Annotated in this window: 19 protein-coding genes; 3 read left to right on the forward strand and 16 right to left on the reverse strand. The window is 69.2% G+C overall.

The features are described from left to right. Positions 1–189 precede the first annotated feature (189 nt). Together EW117_RS11375 and EW117_RS11380 are read left to right on the forward strand one after the other, a co-directional pair. Positions 190–1365 carry an acetoin utilization protein AcuC gene (locus tag EW117_RS11375; protein ID WP_129786748.1) on the forward strand — a complete coding sequence of 392 codons (1176 nt, stop codon included), beginning with the start codon at positions 190–192 and terminating at the stop codon, positions 1363–1365. A 126-nt stretch (positions 1366–1491) separates the two neighbouring features. Next, the gene (locus EW117_RS11380) at positions 1492–2790 is read left to right on the forward strand and encodes a phytase (protein ID WP_129786750.1); all 1299 of its coding nucleotides are present in this window, start codon (positions 1492–1494) and stop codon (positions 2788–2790) included. An 80-nt stretch (positions 2791–2870) separates the two neighbouring features. On the opposite strand, the gene EW117_RS11385 is transcribed toward EW117_RS11380, so the two are convergent. From EW117_RS11385 to EW117_RS11430, 10 genes are all read right to left on the reverse strand, one after another. Further along, positions 2871–3596: an ABC transporter permease gene (locus tag EW117_RS11385; RefSeq protein ID WP_129786752.1), complete on the reverse strand. Its 726-nt coding sequence runs from the start codon at positions 3594–3596 to the stop codon at positions 2871–2873. Continuing rightward, positions 3593–4432 carry an ABC transporter ATP-binding protein gene (locus EW117_RS11390; RefSeq protein WP_242504230.1) on the reverse strand — a complete coding sequence of 280 codons (840 nt, stop codon included), beginning with the start codon at positions 4430–4432 and terminating at the stop codon, positions 3593–3595. The genes EW117_RS11385 and EW117_RS11390 overlap by 4 nt, the downstream gene beginning before the upstream one ends. 8 nt (positions 4433–4440) lie before the next feature. Then, positions 4441–5067, reverse strand: a complete 627-nt coding sequence (locus EW117_RS11395) for a TetR/AcrR family transcriptional regulator (RefSeq protein WP_129786754.1) — start codon at positions 5065–5067, stop codon at positions 4441–4443. A gap of 167 nt (positions 5068–5234) precedes the next feature. Then, the gene (mmsB, locus tag EW117_RS11400; protein WP_129786756.1) at positions 5235–6416 is read right to left on the reverse strand and encodes a multiple monosaccharide ABC transporter permease; all 1182 of its coding nucleotides are present in this window, start codon (positions 6414–6416) and stop codon (positions 5235–5237) included. Further along, on the reverse strand, positions 6413–7984 hold the full coding sequence (gene mmsA, locus EW117_RS11405; RefSeq protein ID WP_129786758.1) for a multiple monosaccharide ABC transporter ATP-binding protein: 1572 nt from the start codon (positions 7982–7984) through the stop codon (positions 6413–6415). The genes mmsB and mmsA overlap by 4 nt, the downstream gene beginning before the upstream one ends. 178 nt (positions 7985–8162) lie before the next feature. Continuing rightward, positions 8163–9329: a multiple monosaccharide ABC transporter substrate-binding protein gene (gene chvE / locus EW117_RS11410; protein ID WP_242504231.1), complete on the reverse strand. Its 1167-nt coding sequence runs from the start codon at positions 9327–9329 to the stop codon at positions 8163–8165. 252 nt (positions 9330–9581) lie between these two features. After that, complete coding sequence (locus EW117_RS11415; RefSeq protein WP_129786760.1) at positions 9582–10499, reverse strand: carbohydrate ABC transporter permease; 918 nt, start codon at positions 10497–10499, stop codon at positions 9582–9584. Next, on the reverse strand, positions 10499–11434 hold the full coding sequence (locus EW117_RS11420) for a carbohydrate ABC transporter permease (protein WP_129786761.1): 936 nt from the start codon (positions 11432–11434) through the stop codon (positions 10499–10501). Before EW117_RS11420 ends, EW117_RS11415 begins: the two co-directional genes overlap by 1 nt. 8 nt (positions 11435–11442) lie before the next feature. Continuing rightward, a complete protein-coding gene (locus EW117_RS11425) occupies positions 11443–12795 on the reverse strand; it encodes an ABC transporter substrate-binding protein (RefSeq protein ID WP_129786763.1) in 1353 nt (450 codons plus the stop codon). 152 nt (positions 12796–12947) lie between these two features. Beyond that, positions 12948–14027 carry a LacI family DNA-binding transcriptional regulator gene (locus tag EW117_RS11430; RefSeq protein ID WP_129786765.1) on the reverse strand — a complete coding sequence of 360 codons (1080 nt, stop codon included), beginning with the start codon at positions 14025–14027 and terminating at the stop codon, positions 12948–12950. A gap of 116 nt (positions 14028–14143) precedes the next feature. Here EW117_RS11430 and arfA point away from each other — a divergent pair, with 116 nt between their 5' ends. Next, positions 14144–15676: an arabinosylfuranosidase ArfA gene (gene arfA / locus EW117_RS11435; protein ID WP_129786767.1), complete on the forward strand. Its 1533-nt coding sequence runs from the start codon at positions 14144–14146 to the stop codon at positions 15674–15676. 78 nt (positions 15677–15754) lie between these two features. On the opposite strand, the gene EW117_RS11440 is transcribed toward arfA, so the two are convergent. The 6 genes from EW117_RS11440 to EW117_RS11465 all read right to left on the reverse strand — a co-directional run bounded on the left by EW117_RS11440 (position 15755) and on the right by EW117_RS11465 (position 25296). After that, the gene (locus tag EW117_RS11440; protein ID WP_129786769.1) at positions 15755–16534 is read right to left on the reverse strand and encodes a GTP pyrophosphokinase; all 780 of its coding nucleotides are present in this window, start codon (positions 16532–16534) and stop codon (positions 15755–15757) included. A gap of 214 nt (positions 16535–16748) precedes the next feature. Then, positions 16749–20399: an alpha-L-arabinofuranosidase C-terminal domain-containing protein gene (locus EW117_RS11445; RefSeq protein WP_207211837.1), complete on the reverse strand. Its 3651-nt coding sequence runs from the start codon at positions 20397–20399 to the stop codon at positions 16749–16751. 139 nt (positions 20400–20538) lie between these two features. Further along, positions 20539–21546, reverse strand: a complete 1008-nt coding sequence (gene yjfF / locus EW117_RS11450; RefSeq protein WP_129786771.1) for a galactofuranose ABC transporter, permease protein YjfF — start codon at positions 21544–21546, stop codon at positions 20539–20541. Further along, positions 21543–22610 (reverse strand): ABC transporter permease, encoded by a 1068-nt coding sequence (locus tag EW117_RS11455; RefSeq protein ID WP_242504232.1) that lies wholly within the window; start codon positions 22608–22610, stop codon positions 21543–21545. Before EW117_RS11455 ends, yjfF begins: the two co-directional genes overlap by 4 nt. After that, positions 22607–24133, reverse strand: coding sequence for a sugar ABC transporter ATP-binding protein (locus EW117_RS11460; protein ID WP_129786773.1), 1527 nt, complete (start codon positions 24131–24133; stop codon positions 22607–22609). The genes EW117_RS11455 and EW117_RS11460 overlap by 4 nt, the downstream gene beginning before the upstream one ends. 158 nt (positions 24134–24291) lie before the next feature. Then, entirely contained in the window at positions 24292–25296 is a 1005-nt protein-coding gene (locus tag EW117_RS11465; protein ID WP_207211838.1) for an ABC transporter substrate-binding protein, read from the reverse strand. Positions 25297–25427 lie beyond the last annotated feature (131 nt).

Here is a 25427-nt window from a genome sequence, read left to right on the forward strand (position 1 = left end):
GGCAGAAACCCTGCGGCGGGCGCCTGGTGTTTAGGTGGCTGTTGCATATACGCAACGGCTACTGAACGGGCATGCTCTTGTTTTCTGCGCGATGATCCATCGGTGAAAGAGGAGCATTCCCCGTCAGATGGCTCGTTCTGATCCTGGGCCACGGCACCTGCCACAGCGGGGGTCCGTTACCGTGGGCGGGTGCACCTCGCCCGGCTGGTCTGGAGTCCGCGACTGCTCGAGTACGACTTCGGACCCGGGCATCCCATGTCGCCCACCCGTCTCGACCTCACGATGCGGCTCATCGAGGCGCTCGGCCTGCTAGACCGGCCCACCCTCGAGGTGGCCGACGCCGAGCCCGCGACCGACGCCGTGATCGAGACCGTGCACGACGCCGACTACGTGGCCGCCGTCCGGCGCGCCGGGACCACGCTGGAGCCGGACCTGGCCCGCGGGCTGGGCACCGACGACGACCCGCTGTTCCTCGGGATGCACGAGGCCGCGGCGCGTCAGCTCGGCGGGTCCGTAGCGCTCGCCGAGGCCCTGTGGAAGGGCGAGATCGCGCACGGCGTGAACGTGGCGGGCGGCATGCACCACGCCATGCCCGGTGCGGCGTCGGGCTTCTGCGTCTACAACGACGCCGCCGCCGCGATCCGGCGCCTGCTGGACCAGGGCGCCGAACGAGTCACCTACCTGGACTTCGACGCCCACCACGGCGACGGCGTCGAGGCGATCTTCTGGGACGACCCTCGCGTGCTGACGATCTCGATCCACGAGGACGGCCGCACGCTGTTCCCCGGCACGGGCGCATCGGCCGACGTCGGCCTGACCGGGCCGGCCGAGGGCGGCGCCGTCAACATCCCGGTACCGGCGCGTACCTCGGGCGCGGAGTGGCTGCGGGCGATCGACGCCGTCGTCCCCGCCCTGGTCCGGGAGCACCGCCCGCAGGCGATCGTGTCCCAGCACGGCTGTGACGCCCACGGCCGCGACCCGCTCTCGAACCTGAACGTGTCGGTCGACGCGCAGATCACCGCGCAGCAGTGGGCGCACGCGCTCGCGCACGAGCATGCCGACGGCCGCTGGCTCGCCCTGGGCGGTGGCGGCTACGCCGTGTCCGACGTCGTCCCGCTCGTCTGGGCGGCGCTCGTCGCCGAGGTGGCGCACGCGCCCCTCGAACCAGGGTCCGAGCTGCCCGCCACGTGGCGCGCCGCGGTCGAGGCCCTGGACCTGGAGGCTGCGCACACGCTGGGCTCCGGCGCAGTGCCGTTCCGCAGCTGGCGCGACGGCTTCGACCCGGCCGACGCCGTCGACCGGGCGATCCAGGCCACCCGCAGAGCGGTGTTCCCCCACTGGGGCCTGGACCCCCTCCTGGACTGAACCCTGTGGTTGTGGGCGCGATCGTTGCGCCTGGAACTGGCGTGTAGTCGCAACGATCACGCCCACAACAAGGGTGTTCGCTCGGGGTTCAGGTGTGCGTCACCGGGGTGCGGGAGCCTCGGGCCCATGCGACGTCGCTTCGCCGCCCTGCCGGCCGCCCTGCTGCTCCTGCCCCTGCTCGCACCGGCGTCCGTCGCCGCGGGAGACGGCGGGCCACGGCCCGCCGCCACCGTCACCACCTCGGTCGAGACTCCCCCGCTGTACGACGACGAGGACGGCGGCAACGCGTCGGGCGACGACCCCGCGATCTGGGTGCACCCCGACGACTCCGACCGTTCGCTCGTCGTCGCGACGGCCAAGGAAGGCGGCCTGCGCGTCTACTCCGTTGCCGCGACCGAGCTGCAGTCGGTCGCGGCAACGGCGGCCCCGCGTGAGGACGGCGTCCCGGGCCGGTACAACAACGTGGACATCGCCTTCGGCCTGGACGTGGACGGCACGGCGACCGACGTCGCCGTCGTCTCGGACCGGTACAACGACCAGATCCGCTTCTTCGCGATCGACCCGGCCGGGGCCGACGCCGACGCGCCGCTCACCGAGGTGACGGCGCCCGAGCTGGACTTCCTGTTCAGCCCGGACCGGGAGACGGTCGCCGAGGACCAGACCGCGTACGGCCTGGCGGTCTACCAGCCGCGCGGCGGCGAGACGTATGCGGTGGTGACGCAGGAGGGCAGCACCACCATCGCCACGGCGCGGCTGACGACCGGCCCGGACGGGGTGGGCTACACCGACGTCGAGCACCTGGCGATGCCGGGCGAGTTCCCCCTGCCCGACGGCACCACCTGGGTGCCCTGCGAGGAGCCCGGCGTGCAGCCCCAGCTCGAGGGGGTCGCCGTCGACCGCCGCACCGGCACGCTGTACGCGGCGCAGGAGGACGTCGGGCTGTGGCGCGTGCCGCTCCCGCTGGGCTCGGGCGAGCCGCGCCTGATCGACCGGGTCAAGGACTTCGGCGTGCACGACGCCTACGACCCCGAGACCGAGGAGTGCGCCCCGGTCGACCCCCAGGCGCCGTCGTACGGCGGCAGGAACCTGACCGCCGACGCCGAGGGCGTGGACATCTGGTACGGCCCGGGCCGCAAGGGCTACGTGATCGTGTCCAGCCAGGGTGACGACACCTACGGCGTCTACGACCTGGGCGGCCGCAACCGCTCGCTCGGCACCTTCAGCGTGGCCGGCGACGGCGTGGACGACGTCAACGGCTCGGACGGCCTGGCGGTCTCCAACGCGCCCGTCGGCGAGTACCGGTCCGGCCTGCTCGTCACGCACGACGAGCCGGAGACCGGGCCCGACGCCGACCCGGACCGCGACGGCACGGGCTTCTCGTACGTCCACTGGGCCGACGTCACGAAAGCCCTCCGCCTCCGCTGACCGTCCCTTTGTTGTGGGCGTGATCGTTGCGCCTATGTGCCCGTTTTAGGCGCAACGATCACGCCCACAACAAAGACCCGTCACGCCGTGCGGCGGCGGAGCGTGAGCACGCCGAGGACCACCGCACCCACGATGAACAGGGCGATCACCCCGACCGCGCCGCGGATGTCCGCCCATTCGTCGCCGGCCGCCAGCGACGTCATCGCCTCGACGGCGTACGTGAGGGGGAACACGCGCGACAGCCACTCCAGCACCTCCGGCATCTGGTCGCGCGGCATGAGCAGGCCACAGGTGATGAGCTGCGGGAACAGGATCGCTGGCATCATCTGGACCGCCTGGAACTCGCTGCGGGCCAACGCCGACGCGGCCAGGCCCAGGGTGCAGCCCAGGATCGCGTCGAGCAGGCCCACCACGAGGACGAGCCAGAGCGGGCCCTCCACGTCCATCCCGACGAGCAGGGCGAAGCCGACCACCACCAGGGCCTGGACCAACGCGAGCGTCGCGAACGCCAGGCCGTAGCCGGCCACGAAGTCGCCCTTGTGGATCGGCGTCGTCATGAGCCGCTCGAGCGTGCCCGACTGGCGCTCGCGCAGTGTCGCCACGCTCGTGACCAGGAACATCACGATGAGCGGGAAGATGCCCACCAGCATCGGGCCGAACCGGTCGAGCACCTCGGGCTGGTCGTTGAACATCCAGGCGATGAGGCCGATCAGCAAGCACGGCAGCAGGATGATGAGGGCAACCGTGCGGCGGTCGACACGGAGCTGCGCCAGCACGCGGCCGGCGGTGGCGAAGGTCAGGTTCATCGTGCCGACTCCTCGGTGGGCTCGGTGGGCTCAGTGGGCTCGGTGGGCTCAGTGGGCACGGTGCCGGCACCTGCCTGGCCGACGTCGGTCCCGCCGGTCCCCGCCCGGGCTGCAGCGGCGTCGGCCGCATCGATCAGGGCGAGGAAGGCGCGCTCGGCGTCGGGCGCACCGGTGCTGGTCAGCAGCTCGTCGGGTGTGGTGTCCGCGACGAGGCCGCCGGCGCGCATGAGGAGCAGGCGGTCGCACTGCGTGGCCTCGTCCATGACGTGGCTGGAGACCAGGAGTGTGCGGCCCTCGGCCGCCAGCTTCCGGAACACCGTCCACAGGTCGCGCCGCAGCACGGGGTCGAGCCCCACCGTGGGTTCGTCCAGGACGAGCAGCTCGGGATCGCCCACCAGGGCCGCGGCGAGCGACACACGGGACCGCTCGCCGCCCGACAGCGTGCCGACGTGCTGCTTCTCGTGCCCGCCGAGGTCGACCGTGGCGACGGCGTTCGCGACCGCCTTGGCCGGCGCCGGGACGCCGGCGAGCGCCGCGAAGTACCTGAGGTTCTGCACCACGGTGAGGTCGGTGTAGACGCTGGCGTCCTGCGTCATGTAGCCGACCCTGCGGCGTAGTGCTGGGGTGCCTGCCGCGCTGCCCAGCACCTCCACCGAGCCGGTCACCCGGTCCTGCACGCCCACGATCGCGCGCATCAGCGTCGTCTTGCCGGAGCCGGACGGACCCAACAGCCCGACGACCGAACCGGCCGGAACGGCGAGGTCCAGCCCGTCGATGATCGGTCTTCCGCCGCGAACCACCCGCAGACCTCGGATGACTACCGCGTTTTTCCTCATGTGAGGAATTATGCTCCCGCCGCGCGGCCCGGCGCAAGATCTCCCGTGAGATACCGCTGCAGCGTGGGCCCGGCGAGGGCGGCGACCTCGGCCGGGGGCAGCGAGGCGAGCGGCTCCACCGGGATCAGGAACCGGGTCATCATGAGCCCGGCCAGCTGCGAGGCCATGAGGGCGGTGCGCAGCGGTGCGTCGGGTACTCCGAGCGCCCGCACCACCGGGGCGAGGATCGCCGCGCCGATGAACTGGGGCAGGAGGGCGCGCAGCTCGGCGTCGCCGATGACCGCCGGCATGACCACCCGGACGGTGGCACCGCCGTCGTAGTCCCAGAGGCCGAGCACCGCCTCGACGAGGCGCTCCCCCAGCGTCTCCACCGGGCCCTCCGCGACCTTCTGCACGACGACGGCGGGCTCGATCTCGATGACACCGAGCGTGGCCGTCAGCAGCCGCGCCTTGTCGGGGAACCAGTGCCGCACGGTACCGGGGTCGACCCCGGCGCGGCGGGCGACCGAACGCAGGGATGACGCCTCGTAGCCCCGCTCGACGAACTCCTCGCGGGCGGCGGCGAGGATGTCGGCACGCGCATCCTGCCCGGCAGGACGCCGCCCTCGGCGGGACGCAGAAACTGGTTCACCCATCCAGCCATTCTCGCCCACCCCAAAAAGACGCCGAGGTAGAACTGGGGCGAGGTAGAACTCTGGCGAGGTAGCAACGTCAGCTTCGCGCTGCAGTTCTACCTCGCCAGAGTTCTACCTCGCCCCACTTCTACCTCGCCAGAGTTCTACCTCGGCGGTGTGAGGGTGGGTCAGCGGGCGGCCACGGCCCGCTTCTTGTTCCAGACGTCGAACGCGACGGCCAGGAGCAGCACGATGCCCTTGACCACCTGCTGCGTGGACTGGTCGACGCCCATGAGCTGCATGCCGTTCGACATGACGGCCATGATCAGGCCACCGACCATCGCGCCGGTCACGGTGCCGATACCGCCGGTCACGGCGGCGCCACCGATGAAGCACGCGGCGATCGCGTCGAGCTCGAACATGTTGCCCGCCGCCGGCTGAGCAGCGCTCGACCGGGCGGAGAACACGATGCCCGCGATCGAGGCGAGGAAGCCCATGTTCACGAACATCCAGAAGTTCACGCGCCTCACGCGGACGCCGGACAGCTGCGCCGCTGCGAGGTTGCCACCGATGGCGTAGACGTGACGGCCGAACACGCTGTGCTTGGTGACCAGCGTGTAGACCATGACCAGCACGGCCAGGATGATCAGCACCGCCGGCAGGCCACGGTAGGTGGCCAGGTTCCACGCGAACCACATCACGACGGCCGCGACCACCACGAGCTTCAGCACGAACAGCACCGGCGCCTCGACGGTCTGCTTGTAGGCGATGCGAGCGCGGCGGGTACGCCACGAGTTGTAGGCGAAGCCCAGCACGCCGATCGCGAAGATGACGAGCGTGAAGGTGTCGTATCCGTACCCACCGAGCAGGCCGTTGAGGAAGCCAGAGGCGATGGACGTGTACTCCGCCGGGAACGGCGAGAGCGAGACGTTGTTCAGCACCTCGAGCGTCAGACCGCGGAACAGCAGCATGCCCGCCAGCGTCACGATGAACGCTGGAATCCCGACGTAGGCCACCCAGAACCCTTGCCAGGCTCCGACCAGGAGTCCGGTGCCGATCGCGGCGATCACACCCACCCACCACGGCATGCCACCGCGGATCACGATGACGGCCGCCACGGCACCTGTGAGCGCGACCACCGACCCGACCGACAGGTCGATATGCCCGCCGATGATGATGATCACCATGCCGATGGCGAGGATCAGGATGTACGAGAACTGCAGCACGAGGCTGGTCATGTTCCGCGAGCTGAGCAGGAGCCCGTCGGTCAGCACCGAGAACAGCACGACGATCAGCACGAAGGCGATGTAGATACCGCTCTGGCGCAGGTTGCGGGTGAACAGCTCCCTGAGGTTCGCGATGCCGGTCATACCTTCGTCTCCTGTGTGTTCTCCTGGGTCATGAGAGCCATGAGTCCTTCCTGGGTGGCTGAGGCCACGTCGACCTCGCCAGTGATGCGGCCGAAGGCCAGGGTGTAGATGCGGTCGCAGATCCCGAGGAGCTCGGGGAGCTCCGAGGAGATGACCAGCACGGCCTTCCCCGCCGCGACCAGCTCGTTGATGATGGTGTAGATCTCGTACTTGGCGCCGACGTCGATGCCGCGCGTGGGCTCGTCGAGGATCAGCACCTCAGGCGCGGTGTAGAGCCACTTGGACAGCACGACCTTCTGCTGGTTGCCGCCCGAGAGCTTGCCCACCTCCATCAGCACGTTGGGGGTGCGGATATTCATGGACTCGCGGTACTCGCCCGCGACCTTGAGCTCCTCGTTCTCGTCCACGAAGCCGTTCCTCGACAGCTTGCCGAGGCCCGCCGCCGAGATGTTGCGCCGGATGTCCTCGATGAGGTTCAGCCCGTACTGCTTCCGGTCCTCCGACACGTAGGCGATGCCGGCCTTGATCGCGTCCGGCACGTTGTGCACGTCGACCTGCTTGCCGTGCACGTACGCAGTGCCGGAGATGTCGCGGCCGTAGGAGCGGCCGAACAAGGACATCGCGAGCTCGGTGCGCCCGGCGCCCATGAGGCCGGCGATGCCGACCACCTCGCCGGCGCGAACATTGAGGTTCGCGCTGTCCACGACGACGCGCCCCGGCTGGGTCGGGTGGTACACCGTCCAGTCCTCGACGCGCAGCACCTCTTCGCCCGGGCGCGAATCGCGGTCGGGGTAGCGGTTGTCGAGGTCACGCCCCACCATGCCGCGGATGATGCGGTTCTGGATCGCTTCGGACGATGCGCCGGCGTCGGCCATCTCGAACGTCTCGATCGACTGGCCGTCCCGGATGATCGTGGTGCGGTCGGCGATCTCGGCGATCTCGGCCAACTTGTGGGAGATCATGATCGACGTGATGCCCTGCTGCTTGAACTGGCGGAGCAGATCGAGCAGGTGCTCGGAGTCGTTGTCGTTCAGCGCCGCCGTCGGCTCGTCGAGGATGAGCAGGCTCACGTTCTTCGAGATCGCCTTGGCGATCTCGACGAGCTGCTGCTTGCCCACGCCGATGGCCGAGATCAGGGTGGTGGGCGACTCGCTGAGCCCGACCCGCTCGAGCAGCACGGCCGCTTCGGCGTTGGTCTTGTTCCAGTCGATCCCGCCACCGGCCCGCCGACGCTCGTTGCCGAGGAAGATGTTCTCGGCGATCGACAGGTAGGGGACGAGCGCGAGCTCCTGGTGGATGATCACCACGCCTCGCGCCTCGGAGTCGTTGATGTTGCCGAACTGGGCGGTCTCGCCGTCGAGCACGATGTCGCCCTCGTAGGTGCCGAACGGGTACACACCCGACAGCACCTTCATCAGGGTGGACTTGCCCGCCCCGTTCTCGCCGCAGATCCCGTGGATCTCGCCTCGACGGACGGTGAGGTTGACGTCCTGGAGTGCCTTGACCCCGGGAAATGTCTTGGTGATGCCGCGCATCTCGAGGATGTCGGTCGGCGCCGAATCGGCCATGCCAGTCCTTGTCGCGTACTTGTCGCCAATAGTGATGTGCGGGTGCCCGACGCCCGCCCGCTCCCGGCGGGCCGATCGATGTCGAGCATGTCGCGAGACCATGGTCTCCGCATGCTCGACGCCGATCGGCCCGCCAGAGCTTCGGCGGTGTCGGGCGGGTGCTACCGAGGCGTCGGACCTAGTCGGTCTGACCGGAGGCGACCTCTTCTGCGGTGAGGTAGCCGGAGTCGATCAGCTCGGACTGGATGTTGTCCTTGGTGATGATCACGGTGTCCAGCAGGTACGACGGGACGACCTTCACGCCGTTGTCGTACGTCTCCGTGTCGTTCGCCTCGGGCTCGTTGCCCTCGAGGTAGGCCGTCGTGGCGGTCACGGCCTGCTCGGCCAGGAGGCGGGTGTCCTTGAAGATCGTCGAGTACTGCTTGCCGTCCTCGATGAGCTTGGCCGACGCCGCCTCGGCGTCCTGCCCGGTGACGATCGGCATCTCGAGGTCGCCCTCGCCGTAGCCGACGTTCTCCAGCGCCGTGATGATGCCGCGCGACAGCGGGTCGGCCGGGGCCAGCACGCCGTCGACGGTCGTGTCGCCCTTGCTGTAGGTGGAGGTCAGCAGGTTCTCCATGCGCTCCTGCGCAGTCTCCTGCTCCCAGCGCTGGGTGGCGACCTTACCGAACTCGACCTGCTTCGAGGGCACCTCGAGGGTGCCGTCGTCCAGGTACGGCTGCAGCACCGACATCGCGCCGTCGAAGAAGAACCCGGCGTTGTTGTCGTCCGGCGAACCGGCGAACAGCTCGATGTTGAACGGGCCCTCGGGCGCGTCCGCGGCCGGCTCGCCGTTCTCGTCCAGGATGCCGAGACCGGTCAGCAGCGAGGTGCCCTGCTGCACGCCGACCTCGAAGTTGTCGAACGTGACGTAGAAGTCGACGTTCTCCGAGTCCCGGATCAGGCGGTCGTACGAGATCACGGGGATCCCGGCGGCACCGGCGGCCTCCAGCTGGCTGCCCAGCGTGGTGCCGTCGATCGAGGCGATGATGAGCGCCTCGGCACCCTTGTTGATCATCGAGTCGATCTGCTGCTGCTGGGTCGGGATGTCGTCACCGGCGAACTGCATGTCGACCTCGTACCCGGCCTCCTCGAGCCCGGTCTTGACGGCCTCGCCGTCAGCGACCCAGCGCTCGTAGGTCTCGGTGGGCATCGCGACGCCCACGAGGCCGCCCTCTTCGCCGTCCCCGGCACCACCACCGGCGCCACCGCCCGCGCCGCCACCGCCGCACGCGGCGAGTGAAACGGCCATCGCGCCCGTTGCCAGCGCGGCCAGACCGCGCTTGGCCCACAGCTTCCTTGCCATGACGTCTCCTCTTCGAGTTTGCCCGGGCACTTCTCTGCGACCCGGCCGACTTCACATTGTGAACGCAACAGATTGTGAACGCTCACACGCCTGTTGGTCAAAACCGTGTCGGCTGAACTCCGCCACGATCGTTCGTTGACGGAGCCACCGTAACCGTGGTCGAGGGGAAGTAAGGAGATCTTCCTGGATGGTTACGGCATCGATACAGTCAACTCTTGAATCCTGCGAACGCTGTCCCGGACGAGGCCCGCCTCACCGGACGCTCCCGAGCGAGAGCCCGCCCTGCCAGTACTTCTGCAGGGAGAGGAACGCTGCGACCAGCGGAACCACCGAGATGAACGACCCCGTGACGATGAGATTCCAGACCTGCTCGCCGCCCGCGCCGGCATTGGAGAGGGCCTGCCAGTTGTAGACCCCCACAGTGACGGGCAGCAGATTCGGGTCGCGCAGCACGGCCAACGGCAGGAAGAAGTTGTTCCAGGTCGCGACAGTTGTGAGGAGCAGCACAGTCACGATCGCAGGCCGCAACAGCGGCAGTACCACCTGGAAGAAGAGCCGGATCTCGCCCGCTCCGTCCACCCGCCCGGCGTCGAGCACCTCCTCCGGGACCGCGTCCTGCGCGTAGACGCGCACCAGATAGACCCCGACCGGGCTGAGCAGCGACGGCAGGATCACCGCCCACATCGTGTTGAGCAGGCCCATGCCGCTCAGCAGCACGAAGGTGGGGATGACGAGCGCCGTCATCGGCACCATCACCGAGCCGAGCAGCAGCGCGAAGAACGCGCCGCGGCCGCGGAACCGGTACTTGGCGAGGCCGTAGCCGGCCAGCACCGACAGGACGGTCGCGCCCACGCCGCCCGCGATCGCGTACACGAACGAGTTGCGGAACCAGATCCAGTAGATGCCGCCCTGGTAGCTGAAGAGGGTCGCGATGTTGTCGCCCAGCGCGAAGTCCGAGCCGAACCAGAGCGGTGCCCCGCCGAACAGGCCGGCGTTGGTCTTGGTGGACGCCACGGCGAGCCACCACAGCGGCACGACGAAGTAGATCGCGAGCAGCACGAGCACCAGGTGGGAGCCGATGCGGCGGCCCTGGCCCACCGGCTCCCCCGTGGTCCGTTCGGCCGCGGCCCGCTCCGCGCGGGTCCGAGAAAGAAGTGTCGAGTTCGCCATCACTTCAGCCCGCTCTGCTTGCGCGTCAGGAACAGGAACACGTACGAGCCCACGAACACGAGGAAGCCGAGCGCGAACGCCAGCGTCGAGGCGTAGTTGAACTGGCTGTAGTTGAACGCCGTGGCGAACGCGTACATGTTCGGCGTGTAGTCGGACGGGATGGCGCCCTGCGCCGACGACCGCAGCACCTGCGGCTCCGTGAAGAACTGCAGGGTGCCGATGAGCGCGAAGACCACGATCATCACCATCGACGACGAGATCATCGGCACCTTGATCCGCAGCGCGATCTGCCGGCGGCCGGCGCCGTCGAGCACGGCCGCCTCGTAGATCGACGGGTCGATCGACCTCAGGGCCGCGTAGATGATGATCATGTAGTAGCCGACCCACTGCCAGGTCACGATGTTGACGAGCGACCCGAAGATGTTGGCCGAGCTGAGGAAGTTCGGCGCCGTCAGGCCCACCAGCCCGAACACGTCCTGCGCCGGGCCGAACCGCGGGCTGTACAGGAAGCCCCACATCAGGGCGCCGATCACGGCCGGGATCGCGTACGGCACGAAGATCAGCAGCCGCGAGACACGGCTCAACCGCGTGGCCAAAGTGTCGAGCAGGAGCGCCGCGACGAGTGCGACGACTATCTGGACCGGCACCATGACCAGCACGAACCGGACCACCCGCCACAGGCCCTCGAGGAACACCGGGTCCGTGAACGCCTTGACATAGTTGTCGGCGCCCACGAACACGTTGCGGCCAGCCGTGGCGATGCCCTTGTTGTGCAGGCTCATCCACAGCGCATAGCCCAGGGGCAGCACCAGGAACACGGCGAACACCACGGCGAACGGTGCCACGTACACGTATCCCCAGCGCTGCCGCCGGCTGGCGATCTTGCTGGTCGGCTGAGCCGTGCCGGCCCGGACGGCGCTCTTGCTCCCGCTCATGCCCGAGCTCATTCGGTGACCGTGAAGCCCTGCTCGGTGGCGTACCGCACGAGCCCGTCCTGGACCGTGCTCAGCGCGGTTCCGGCGTCGGTGTCGTTCTCGACCATGTCGAACAGGGCCTGCGTCTGCTGGTCGTACGCGTAGACCTGGAACGGGCTGAAGGAGAAGCCCTCGTAGCCGTTCGCCGCGTCGAGGAACACCTCCTCGTTGATCTTCTGGCCGCCGAAGAACGGTGCCTCCAGACCCGTGAACCAGTCCGACTCGAGCATGGGCTTCCACTGCGGCCACAGGGCCGCCTCCTCGACGCCGAGCTTCCACGCCTCGTCGGTGTTGAACAGCTCCTTGGCCACGGTCGCGGCGGCCTCCGGCTGCTCGGACTGGGTGGTCACCGCGAAGGTGGAGCCGCCCCAGTTCACCTGGACGGGGTTCTCGGGGTCCCACTGCGGCAGCGGTGCGGCGCGCCACTCGGCGTCGGCGTCCGCCTCCGACAGGCCCTGCAGGTAGCCGGGTCCCCACGCCGCCGCGAGGTAGACGGCGTACGTGCCGTCCACGAGCGCCGCGTTGTAGTCGGTGGTGAAGGCGTCCTCGGTGGCCACCAGGTCGTCGTCGATCAGGCCCTTCCAGTAGCTGAGGACCTCCTCGGCCTCCGGGCTGTCGACGTTGATGCCCACCTCGGTCGGCTGCTCGGCGTCGTACTGGAACGGCTCCCAGCCGTTCTGCGCGAACAGCGCGTAGTTGAACGCGGCGCCGTTCGTCGGGAAGTCGGTGATGTGGCCCTCGAAGCCGGCGTCACGCAGGTCCTGGGCGGCCTTCGCGAACTCGTCCCACGTGGTCGGCACCTCGACGTCGTACTCCTCGAAGATGTCGGCGCGGTACAGCATGCCCATCGGGCCGCCGTCGACCGGGATCGCGTAGACGGCGTCGCCGTTGGAGACGTCGGACCACGAGCCGGCCGTGTAGTCGTCCTCCAGCTCGGCGGCACCGTACTCGGACAGGTCCACGAGGGACTCGAGGATCGTGAAGGTGGGCAGCACCTCGGCCTCGAGCATGATCACGTCGGGCGCACCGGTGCCCGCCTCGATGGCGGTCTGGAACTTGTTGTACTCGTCCGCGCCCTGACCCGCGTTGGTCCAGCAGACCTGCAGGTCGGTGTGGGTCTCGTTGAAGTGGTCCACGACCGTCTCGAACGACGGGTACCACGCCCACACCGTCACCTGGGTGGCGTCGGGCTGCTTGATCTCGTTGGTGCAGGTCGCCTCTGCGGCACCCCCGCTACCGCCGGAGCAGGCCGCGAGGCCGACGGCGGATACGGCCATGGCGGCTGCGGCGGCCACACCTCGGCGTCGGGCTGATGTACGCATCCGAGTCCTCCTTGATTCGGTGCCCACGGCCGGGGAGGCCGAGGTGCCCCGGCATCGTCACCGGGTTCGTTCAACGTTGTAGGAACGCCCGGCACCGTTCTACCGGGTACCTGCCGACATGGCAAGAGGGCCGGTTGTCGCGAGCGGGGATATCAGGCCGGCGTCACCACGTCGGTACCACCCGGCTGGACGCCGACGATCCGGGCCGCCTCGCCGGGCGCGACGTCGCCGGTGGACTCCCGGCCCACGATCCGCGAGTCCGGCACCACCATCCGGTACGGCGCAGGGTCGCCGTCGGCGCCGATACGCTCCAGCAGGAGCTCCACCGCGGTGTGCGCGATCTGGTCCCGGCCCGGGTCCACCGACGACAGCGCAGGAACGGAATAGCGAGCGTCGTCGATGTCGTCGAACCCGATCAGCGCAACCTGCCCCGGGACGTCGATCCCGTGCGCGTGCAGGGCGTGCAGCGCGCCGAGCGCCAGCGCGTCGTTGAGCGCGAAGACGGCGTCGATCTCCACCCCGTCGTCGAGCATGCGGGTCATCGCCTCCGCGCCGGTGGAGCGGTGCCAGAGGCCCGCCTCGCCGATCAGGGCCGGGTCCTGGGGCAGCCCGGCCTCCGCGAGACCCTCCAGGTAGCCGGTCGTGCGCAGCGCGGCCGAGCCGACCCGCTCCCCCTCGTGTGCCCCGATCAGGGCGATCCGACGGCGGCCGAGCGAGGCCAAGTGCAGGGTCGCCGCCTTGGCCGCCGCCACGTTGTTCATCGTGACGTGGTCGGCAGGCGCACCGAAGACCCGCTCGCCCAAGATCACCAGCGGGTACTCCACGGTGAACAGGCCGAGGTCGTCGGGGCCGAGCGCCAGCGGCGAGAAGATGAGCCCGTCGGTGAGGTGCCTGCGCCGCCCCGAGAGCACCTCGGTCTCCCGCTCCCGGCTGGCGCTGGTCTGCTCAATGAGCACGGTCCAGCCGGCGGTGTCGGCGGCGGAGATGACGGCGTCGGCCAGCTCGGCGAAGTACGGGAGCGACAGCTCCGGGACCGCCAGCGTGATCAGCCCGGTGCGCCGCGTGCGCAGGTTCCGGGCCGACATGTTGACGCGATAGCCGAGCTCGTCGATCGCGGCCTCGACCCGCTCCTTCGTGGCGGCGCGGATGTACGGGTAGCCGTTCACCACGTTCGACACGGTCTTGATGGACACACCGGCGCGCTGCGCCACATCGTGCATGGTCACGGCCACGCTGCCAGCCTCCCCGTCCGAGTTTTTCCACAGAGTAGAGGACGAGCGTCGCTACCGCGTCGTCCATCCGCTAGTGTGCAACGTTGTAGAACCGCCGATCGATTCATCGAGGAACAATGACGACCTCCCGCACCCGCGTCCTGCTGCACCCCGACTTCACCGTCGGCGCCGTCGACCGCCGCCTGTTCGGCTCCTTCGTGGAGCACCTGGGACGCGCCGTGTACACCGGCATCCACGAGCCCGGCCATCCGACGTCGGACAGCCACGGCTTTCGCCGCGACGTCGCCGACCTGACCCGCGAGCTCGGCGTCACGACGGTCCGGTACCCGGGCGGCAACTTCGTGTCGAACTACCGGTGGGAGGACGCCGTCGGCCCCGTGGAGCAGCGCAAGCCGTTCCTCGACCTCGCCTGGCGCACCGTCGAGCCCAACCTCGTGGGGACCGACGAGTTCCTGCAGTGGGCCGAGCGCGAGGGCATCGAGCCGATGATGGCCGTCAACCTCGGCACGCGCGGCGTCGAGGAAGCCGTGGCCCTGCTGGAGTACTGCAACGGCGAGGCCGGCACCCGCTGGGCCGACCTGCGCATCAAGAACGGCCGCGAGAAGCCGTACGGCGTCAAGCTCTGGTGCCTGGGCAACGAGATGGACGGGCCCTGGCAGATCGGGCACAAGGACGCGCACGAGTACGGCAAGCTCGCTCGGAACGCCGGCGCCGCGATGAAGCTCGTGGACCCGTCGATCGAGCTCGTCGCGTGCGGGTCATCGTCCATGCAGATGGATACTTTCGGCGAGTGGGAGCGCACGGTCCTGGAGTACACGTACGACCTCGTGGACCACATCTCGATGCACGCCTACTACGAGGAGGTCGACGGCGACCGCGCGTCGTTCCTCGGGTCGGGCACCGCGATGGACCGGTTCATCGAGCGGGTCGTCGCGTCGGCCGACGCCGTGGGCGCGCAGCGCCGCTCCGACAAGCGCATCACCATCTCGTTCGACGAGTGGAACGTCTGGTACCTGACCACGCGCTTCCCGGGCGAGGCGAACCTGCCGATCCAGCGTGACGCGCCGCGCATCATCGAGGACGTCTACTCCGGGCTCGACGCCGTGGTCGTGGGCGACCTCCTGGTCACGCTGCTGAACCACGCCGACCGTGTGCCGGTCGCCTGCCTCGCCCAGCTCGTCAACGTGATCGCGCCGATCATGACCGAGCCGGGCGGCGAGGCCTGGCGGCAGCCGACCTTCCACCCCTTCGCGACGACGGCGCGGCTCGCCCAGGGCAAGGCGCTGGACCTGCGCGTCTCGGCACCCACCATCACGACGAAGGCCCACGGCGAGGTGCCGGCGGTGACCGCGGCGGCGACGCTGGCGGACGGCGCGGTGGCACTGTTCCTGACCAACCGCTCCGCCGAGCCCGTAGAGGTCGAGCTGGCGCACCTGGGCGCCGCGCTCGACGTCACCGAGGGCTGGACCATGACCGCCGACCACGCGCCCGCCATCGCCGGGCCCGAGCACGCGGAGAAGGTGGCTGCTGATCACTGGGGCGCCTTCGACGTCGCCGGGCGGGTCGTCGCGGCAGGCGCCGCAACGACGACGGTGACGCTGCCGCCGGAGTCCTGGACCGCCCTGTCGGGCACCCTCACGACCCTCTAACCCCCCTTGGCTGTGGGCGTGATCGTTGCGCCTAAAACGGACACGTAGGCGCAACGATCACGCCCACAGCCAAGATGGTCAGTTCTCGGTGTCGAAGCCGAATCCGCCGTCCGCCTCGGCGGCGCGCCAGAAGTCGCGCAGCATCTCCTCAGGGGTGTGCAGGTTGTGCCGGCTCGCCACGGGCTCCTCGTCGCCCGAGATGGCCTTGACCTCGTCGTGGATGCGTTCCATCGAGGTATCGAGCGACCAGGCGACGTCGGCGGCGAGCTTGAGCGAGTCCGTGAGGTGCCGGGGCACGTCGCCGTCGTACTTGTAGTAGATCTTGTGCTCGAGGCTGGCCCAGAAGTCCATGGCGATCGTGCGCAGCTGGATCTCGACGATGACGTGCTCGACCCGGTCGGACAGGAACACCGGGATCTTCACGATGAGGTGCAGCGACTTGTACCCGGTCGCCTTCGGGTGCTTGATGTAGTCCCGCTCCTCCAGCAGCGTCATGTCCGACTGCCCGAGCAGCATGTCGCGGACCAGGTAGATGTCGTTGACGAAGCTGCAGGTGACGCGCACCCCGGCGATGTCGAACATCTGGGCCCGGACGCCCTCCGGCGTCAGCGGGATGCCCTTGCGCCGGCACTTGGCGACGATCGACTCGAACGACTTGAGCCGCGACCCCACGTGCTCCACGGGGTTGTAGTTCTGCATGTGCCGGAACTCGTCGCGCAGGATCGAGACCTTGGTCATGACCTCGTCGATCCCGAACTTGTAGGTCAGCACCAGCCGGCGCAGCTCTCCGATCAGCTGCCGGAGCTCGGCAGGATCAGGTATCGGGTGTTCCCGGACATCCTCGGGCAGCTTGCTCACGGAGTCCACCGTACGGGTTGCCGGGGTCGCCGCGGGCGGAAAGAGGGCCTCAATCGTCGAGGTAGGACTGTGGCGAGGTAGGACTGTGGCGAGGTAGAACCACAGCGAAGTAGAACCATGGCGGGGCTGTCGTTCTACCTCGCCACAGTCCTACCTCGCCACAGTCCTACCTCGCCACAGTTCTACCTCGCCACAGTTCTACTTCGGCAGGTCGTCAGCTGCCGTTGGCCTCCGACAGGCGCAGGAACGTGATCGAGTGGGGCGGGAAGTCGTAGCTGAACGCCGAGCCGTCATTCGACGGCGCCACGTCGAGCCTGGTCGTGCCCTCCTCGGGCACTATTCGCTCGGGCTGCGTCTTGGTGTTCATGACCGACGGCGCCCCGCTCATCTCGATCACCTCGGCCGCACCGTCCACCGCGTACCCGTCCACCGAGACCGCGGTGCGCGCCACGGACTCGTACGGGTTGACGACCTTGAGCACCAGCTCGCCCGTCTCCTCGTCCCGCGTGACCACCTGGTACAGCGACTCGGTGGTCGGCTCGGTGTACGTCATCTGCAGCGCTCCGTCGAGGTAGAGCTTGATGGTGCGCCCGGAGACCACGACCTTCACGTGGTAGTCCCGGCCTGTCTCCATGCGGTGCCCCTCCACGGCCGCCACCTCGCCGGCGCCACCGCCGTCGGCCCGCTGCAGCGCCTGCCGGGTGTTGTTCCACCCGCCGAGGTTCCACCAGTAGAAGTCGTCCCGGCCACCCGCGGCGAACCCGACGAGGAACGCCTCGCTGCCGCCCAGCTTCCGGGCGTCGAGCTCCAGCGTGTAGTTGTCCCAGTCCTTCGTGTACGCGTCGGTGATGATCGAGCGGGCGTCGGTGACGTTGCCCGCCGACTGCACGTACTCGCCGCCGGTTACGCCCCACGTGCCGGCCTGCGGCTCCCACTGGGCGCCGTCGTCGAACGAGTCGGAGAACAGCACCTCACCGGACGCGTTGTCGGTGACGCGCACGTCGTCGTAGGCGGCCTGGGTGTTCCAGGTCGACAGGAAGACGCCGCCGGAGATGTCCTCCGGCGTCTCCTCAGGGCCGTCGTGCGTGGACGGGACCACCTGGTCGCTGGTGTTCGTCATGAACATCTGCTGCGTGTAGTACGACGTCGAGCCCCACGACTCGTCGTTGTCGAACCACATCATGTCCGGGGACCACTGGACGTAGTCCTCGTTGGCGAACATCGGCGCGTAGGAGGCGAGCTCGACGAGGTCGGCGTTGCGCTCGATGCCCGTCATGTACGCGGCCTCGGACAGCGCGTTGGACCAGGCGTTGCCGCGCGAGGCGTACTCCCCGAGGAACACGTGCGGGCCCTCGCGGTCATAGGAGTCGTACCGCTCCGTGTTCGACAGGAACCACGACGGGTCGTTGTAGTAGTGCTCGTCGACCATCGCGACGCCCTGCTCGCGGTTGAAGTCCCAGAGCTCGTCGAACCGGGCGCCGGTGTCGTCCGGGCCGGAGTTGGAGATCACGGTGACCTCGGGGTGGGCCGCCTCGACGGCGTCCCGGAACCGCGGGAAGTTCGCCTCGAACGTACGGGTGTTCTCCTCGTTGCCGAGCCCGATGTACTTCAGCCCGAACGGGTCGGGGTGGCCCAGCGCGGCGCGCTTCGCGCCCCACTCGGTGTCCACGGACCCGTTGGCGAACTCGATGAGGTCGACGGTGTCCTGCACCCAACGGTCGATGCGGACGTCGTCCGTCATCTCGGGGATGTTGCTGCCGCAGCCGTTGGCACCCACCGACAGCACGGGCAGCGGAGTCGCCCCGAGGTCCTCGGCGAACTCGAAGTACTCGAGGTAGCCCAGGCCGTAGGTCTGGTTGTAGCCCCAGAAGTTCCAGTTGGTCGGGCGCTCCTCGACCGGCCCGATGGTCTCCTTCCACTGGTACGTCCGACGGCGGTCGGCGCCGTCCGACTCCAGGTACGTGTCGAACGTACCCACGTTGGTGACGCACCCGCCGGGGAACCGCAGGAAGGACGGCTCGAGGTCGGCGACCTTCTGCGCAAGGTCCGCACGCAGCGGCGAGCGCCCGTTGACCGGGCCCTCCCACGTGTCGCGGGGGAACAGCGAGACCATGTCCAGCCGCAGCGTGCCGGCCGCGCCGCCCGTCACCACGAGCCGGGCGTCGTTGGTCGTGCCGCTCGCGGTGAGCTTGGCCGTGTGCTTCTTCCACCGGTCGGAGCCGTTCACCGACACCGTGGTGGACGCGTATGTCGTGGCGCCGTCCGGGGACTCCAGGCTCACCCGAACCTGCTGCGCCCTGTTGCTGCGCGCGAACACCGAGAAGTCGTACTTCTTGCCCTTCTCGATCGCGAAGCCTTCGTTGTAGCTCGCGTTCCGCACGCCGACGCCGGGGCCGTCGGCCTCGACTGTCAGATAGGCGCGGTTCGCGTCGTTGAGCCACGTGCCGCGCTCGGACTGCACCTGGGCGGTGCCCGTGGACCCGCGCCGCTGCACGACGTCCCAGCCCGTCATGCCGGTGAAGTTCCGGTTGTCCGTGGCCGCGAACTCGAAGGAGCGGTTGCGGACCAGCTCGGCGTACAGGCCGCCGTCGGCCGCGTAGTTGATGTCCTCGTAGAAGACGCCGTAGAGGTCGTCGCTCATCTCGGTGCCGGCCGCGGCGGCGTCGACGTCGAGCGTGTGCTCCTGCACCGGTGTCTCCGCGGGCGGGAACGCCGCGAGCAGCGCCGCCTGCTCCTCCGCGGTGATCGGCAGGACCGTCCCGTGCCGGGGGCTGGCCGGCAGGACCGCGTCGAGGTTGGCCGTCCACTCGCCGCTGCTCAGGTCGTCGGACTCGAAGAGCATGTAGCCCTGGCCGCCGTGGTAGCTCGGCTGGTCCTGCAGCAGGAACCAGCGGTCGTCGGTGAGCGACGGGAACAGCGTGGGCCCCTCACCGCCGGTGAACGTGCCGCCCCACGGGTTCGGCTGGCCGAACCCTACGCGCTCCTCGATGAGGTCCCAGCCGTCGCCCTCGGTCACGCCCTGCGTTCGGCGCAGGTCGGTGGACGACTCCTGCCGCATCCCCATGTACGACTCGTCCTTGGTGAGGCGGTAGTAGACGCCGTCCTCCTCCTGGACCGTCGAGTCGATCATGCCGAGGCCGTCGCCCTGCGGCTCGTCGATCCACGGCTTCGGCTCCGAGAAGGTCTCGAAGTCCGTTGTGGTCGCGTACATCATGCGCTGGTACGACGTGCGGATGTCGCGCTCGGCGGGCGGGACGTCGGCCGGGTACAGGGCCGAGGCCCAGTAGACGACGAACTCGCCGGCTGCCTCGTCCCAGTACGCCTCGGGTGCCCACAGGTTGCCGGCGTTCTCGGGGGCCAGCTCGATCTCGCGCTGCTCGCCCCAGTTCACCAGGTCCGTGGACTCCCAGACCATGAGTGAGCGGCTGCCCGTCTCCTGGGCGTCGCCGAAGTTGCCGCCGCCGTAGATCTGCAGGTCGGTCGCGAGCAGGTAGTACGTGCCGTCGCCGCCTCGGATCAGGAACGGGTCGCGCAGGCCCTTGGTGCCGAGCGTGGAGCTGAGCACCGGCTCGCCGCCGTTCAGCGTGGTCCACTCCAGCGGGTCCGGCCCGTTCGAGACGGCGAACGAGATGGTCTCGCCGTCGGCCGTGGACTCGCCGGTGAAGTAGGGGAAGAAGTAGGCGGCGTACTCGCCGTCCGCCGCGGTGGCCGACGCCGGGGCGGGCGCCTCCGCCGCGAGGGTGACCGGGGCGGCGTCGGGCGCCAGGGCCGGGGCTGCGGCCGCAGGGGCCGCGAGGCCCAGCGTGAGCGCGGCCGCCACGAGAGCGGTCCGGCGTCTCACTGGTGCGGTCGTGGATCTATTCATCGTTGTAATTCCTTCCGTCACATCGTTGTGGCTATTGGATCAAGGACGCCGAGGTAGAACCCTGGCGAGGTAGAACTCTGGCGCGCTGCGGTCCTACCTCGCCCTGGTTCTACCTCGCCAGGGTTCTACCTCGGCGGGGTCAGGTTCGGCGGAGGGTCAGGGCCCGCTGGAGCAGGACGAAGATCAGCAGCAGCACGCCGATCACGATCCTGGTCCACCACGAGCTAAGGGTGCCCTCGAACGTGATGATGGTCTGAATCAGGCCCAGCACGAGTACGCCCAGCACGGAGCCGAGCACGAAGCCGGTCCCGCCCGTCAGCAGCGTGCCACCGATGACGACAGCGGCGATCGCGTCGAGCTCCATGCCGACGCCGGTCAGCGAGTAGCCGGACCGCTGCGCCATCGCGAACAGCAGGCCGCCGAGCCCGGCGCACGTGCCGCTCACCACGTAGGCGAGCACCTTGGTGCGGGCTACGGGCAGGCCCATCAGCAGCGCGGACTGCTCGCCGCCGCCGATCGCGTACACGGTGCGGCCGAACCGCGTCAGGTGCAGGACCACGAAGCCCAGGCCCAGCACGATCAGCGCGATGAGCACGCTGGAGGTCATGCGCCACTCGCCGAAGATCTGGACCCAGGTGGCCAGCTCGGCGAACGACGCGTTGTCGATGGCTATCGACTCCGGTGCGATGAGGAAGCACAGCCCGCGCGCGAAGAACATGCCCGCGAGGGTCGCCACGAAGGGCTGCACCTGGAAGTAGTGGATCATCACGCCGTGCGCCAGGCCGATCACCGTCCCTGCCGCAACCGCGACCGGGATCACGACGGCGGGCGGCCAGCCGGCCTGGAGCAGGGCCGCGGTGATCACCGTGGACAGCGCCAGGACCGACCCCACCGACAGGTCGATGCCGCCGGTGAGGATCACGAAGGTCATGCCCACCGCGAGCACGATGAGGTGCGCGTTGTTGATGAACAGGTTGGACACCACGGCGGGCGTCAGGAAGTTCTCGTACCGCGAGCCGCCCACGATCAGCATGAGCGCGAGCACCACGAACGTGCCCACCACCGGCAGGTAGCGCCGGTCGAGCCGGGTCGGGATCTTCACCCCGCCGAGCTTGCGGGGCGTGCGGGCGGGAGCCGACGTCGTCATCGGGTCTTCACCTCCGTCGAGTCGGGGCGTGCGGCGGGCTGCGGCTCGGGGGGCGTGGTCGCGACCGGGCGGCGGGTCGCCGCGGTGAGCCGCTCCCGCATCCTGGGCGACTGCAACAGCGTCACCGCGATGACGACCAGGGCCATGAACAGGGGCGTGACCAGCGGCGAGATGCCGAGGACGGTCACCGTCCGCTCGAGCGTCGCGATGACGAGGGCGCCCACCAGGGTGCCCGACAGGTTGAACTTGCCGCCCGAGAGCGCCGTCCCGCCGATCACCACCGCGAGGATCGCGTCGAGCTCGATGAACAGGCCGGCGTTGTTGGCGTCGGCCGCCATCGTGTCGGCGCTGATGAGCAGGCCCGCCAGGCCGGCGAACAGGCCCGACGCGGCGTACACGGTCCAGGTCAGCGTCTTGGACCGCACGCCGGAGAGGCGGCTGGCGGCCGGGTTGATGCCCGTGGCCTCCAGGAGCATGCCGAGCGCGGTGCGCCGCACCACGAACGCGACGACGGCGAACACCCCGAACGCGAGGACCGCCGCGACGGGCAGGCCGAGCCAGAAGCCCGAGCCCAGCACCTTGAACGGCGCGCTGTTGACCGTGGTGATCATGCCGCCCGTGATGAGCATGGCGACACCGCGGCCCGCCGTCATCAGGATGAGCGTCGCGATGATCGGCTGGATGCCGAGCGCCGAGACCAGGAACCCGTTCCAGACGCCCAGCACCAGGCACAACGCCAGGGCCAGGCCGACGGCGGTGAGCACCGTGACCGGCGACTCCGGGTTGGGCGACGACGCGAGGTGCGACAGTGCCACCGCCCCGGAGACCGCGACGACCGCACCAACCGACAGGTCGATGCCGCGCGTGGCGATGACCAGCGTCATGCCGAGGGCCACGAGCAGCAGGGGCGCCGTCGTCCGCAGGATGTCGATCGGGGCGCCGAACAGGTGGCCGTCCCGGATGGTGATGGCGAGGAAGCTGGGCCGGGCGACCGTGTTGGCGACCAGCAGGGCGACCAGGGCGGCCACCGGCCAGAACAGGTAGTGGCGGAGCAGGTTCGTCACTTCGTCCCACCTCCGGCGATGAGGTCGACCACCTGGTCCATCGTGGCTCCTCCTCCGTCGATCTCCGCCACCTTGCGGCGGTCCCGCATCACGGTGATGCGGTGGGATATGCGCAGCACTTCCTCGAGCTCGGCCGAGATGAAGACGACGGACATGCCGTCGGCGGCGAGGTCGGCCACGAGCTTCTGGATCTCGGCCTTGGCGCCGACGTCGATGCCGCGCGTGGGCTCGTCCAGGACGAGCAGCCGGGGGGCAGTGGCGAGCCACCGCGCGAGCAGCACCTTCTGCTGGTTGCCGCCGGAGAGGTTGCGCAGCAGCGCCTCCGGGTTCGCCGGCCGGATGCCGAGCTGCTGGATGTACTTCGCGACCAGCTCGTCCACCTGCTTGCGGGGCAGCGGCCGCATCCAGCCGCGTTCCGCCTGCAGGGCGAGCACGATGTTCTCCCGCACGGTCAGGCCGTCGACGACGCCCTCGCCCTTGCGGTCCTCGGACGTGTAGGCGATGCCGTGGCCCATGGCCACGCGCGGGGTCCGCAGGCGGGTCGGCTTCCCGGCCACGCGGGCCTGTCCGACGTCGGCCCGGTCGGCACCGGTGAGCAGGCGCGCCAGCTCGGTGCGACCCGAGCCGAGCAGCCCGGCGAGGCCCACCACCTCACCCTCGTAGAGATCGAGGTCGAAGGGCTGTACCGAGCCCTTGCGACCCAGACCGACCACCTGCAGCAGCGGGGTGGCGCCGGCGGGACGCTCGGCGTGCTCGACCACCTCCTCAGCGGCCTCCAGCACCTCCATGGAGCGGCCGATCATGTGCTGCACCAGCTCGGCGGCGGGCAGGTCCGCGGTGACGAACTCCCCCACCAGCCCGCCGTTGCGCAGCACGGTCATGCGGTCGGACACCTCGTAGATCTGGTCCAGGAAGTGGCTCACGAACAGGATCGCCACACCGTCGTCGCGCAGCGCGCGCATGACGGTGAACAGGTGCTCCACCTCGTCGGTGTCCAGGCTGGAGGTGGGCTCGTCGAGGATGAGGACCTTGCAGTCCCCCACCGTGGCGCGGCAGATCGCGACGAGCTGCTGCACCGCCAGCGAGTGCGACCCGAGGGACGACGCCGGGTCGATGTCCAGGCCCATGTGCTCCAGGTGGACCGCCGCCTGACGGCGCATCGCCCGCCAGTTCAGGCCGCCCAGCAGGCGCGGCTCGGCGCCGAGCATGATGTTCTCCGCGACCGTGAGGTTCTCGCAGAGATTGACCTCCTGGTACACGGTGCTGATGCCGTGTGCCCGGGCGTCGGCGGGGCCGGTGAACCGACGCTCGACCCCGTCGACCAGGATCGTCCCCGCCGTCGGCGAATAGATCCCGGTGAGGGCCTTGATCAGGGTGGACTTGCCCGCGCCGTTCTCGCCCATGAGGGCGTGGATCTCTCCGGGGCGCAGGTGGAGATCGACCCCGTCGAGGGCCTTCACCGGCGGGAACTCGACGCTGATGCCGGTCATCTCGACGACGGGTGGTGCTGTCTGCTGGGTCATCCTCGACCTTCTTGTCTGGCGTTTGCTGCGGCGCCGGGCTACGTCGCCACGTCGCCGAAATAGAGCGCCTGTCCAGGCACACGCTCTACTTCGGCGATCGAGTCACACCGAGGTAGAGCGTGTGTCCGGACAGGCGCTCTACCTCGGCGACGGGGGGCTCAGTACTCGCGGGTGGGCAGCGCTTCCTTGGCTGCCGCCTGGTCGAACGCCTCGTCCTTGACGACGATCCGCTTCTCGACCTCTTCACCGGCGACGACCGCCTGGGCGATCTTCGCCAGGTCCGGCCCGAGGAGCGGGTTGCACTCGACGATGTAGTTGATCTTGCCGTCGGCGAGCGCCTGCATGCCGTCCTTGACGGCGTCGATCGTGACGATCTGGATGTCCTTGCCCGGCTCCATGCCGGCCGCCTCGATGGCCTCGATCGCGCCGAGCCCCATGTCGTCGTTGTGCGCGAACACGAGGTCGATGTCGTCGTGCTTGTTGAGGAAGCCCTCCATGACGGTCTTGCCCTCGGCCCGCGTGAAGTTGCCGGTCTGGCTGTCGATGATCTCGACGTCCGAGCCGTCGATGGCGGCCTCGAAGCCCTCCTTGCGGTCGATCGCCGGGGCCGAGCCCGTGGTGCCCTGGAGCTCGACGACCTTGAGACCGTCCCCGTCGAAGTTCTCGACGACCCACTCGCCTGCCGTCGTGCCCTCCTTGACGAAGTCGGAGCCGATGAACGACTCGTAGAGGGTCTCGTCGTCGGAGTCGACGGCGCGGTCGGTGAGGATCACGGGGATCCCGGCCGCCTTGGCCTCCTGGAGCACGGCGTCCCAGCCGGTCTCGACCACCGGGGAGAACGCGATGACGTCCACGCCCTGGGTGATGTAGGTGCGGATGGCCTGGATCTGGTTCTCCTGCTTCTGCTGTGCGTCGGAGAACTTGAGGTCGAAGCCGTTCTCGGCGGTGAGCGTGTCCTGGATGGACTTGGTGTTCGCTGCCCGCCACCCGGACTCGGCGCCCACCTGCGAGAACCCGAGGGTGATGACGCCGTCGTCGGCGGCGGTGGTCTCGCCCCCACCTGCGGGCTCGTTACCAGCGTCCGAAGCGCACGCGCCGAGCGTGAACAGCGAGGTTGCCGCGACCGCCGCCAGGACGGTGCGGGTCAGGGTAGTGCGTGCCATGTCTCCTCCTTGAGATCCCGCGCGACGTCGTGCGGGGTGCTTGCGGCGAAATTGCCCGAGTCGAATGTTAGCGCTCACATGGATGCGATAGATAGCCGCTCACGTCACAGTCCAGTAACGAGTCTGCCGGG

The organism is Promicromonospora panici, from assembly GCF_900608595.1.
Lineage (GTDB): Bacteria > Actinomycetota > Actinomycetes > Actinomycetales > Cellulomonadaceae > Promicromonospora > Promicromonospora panici.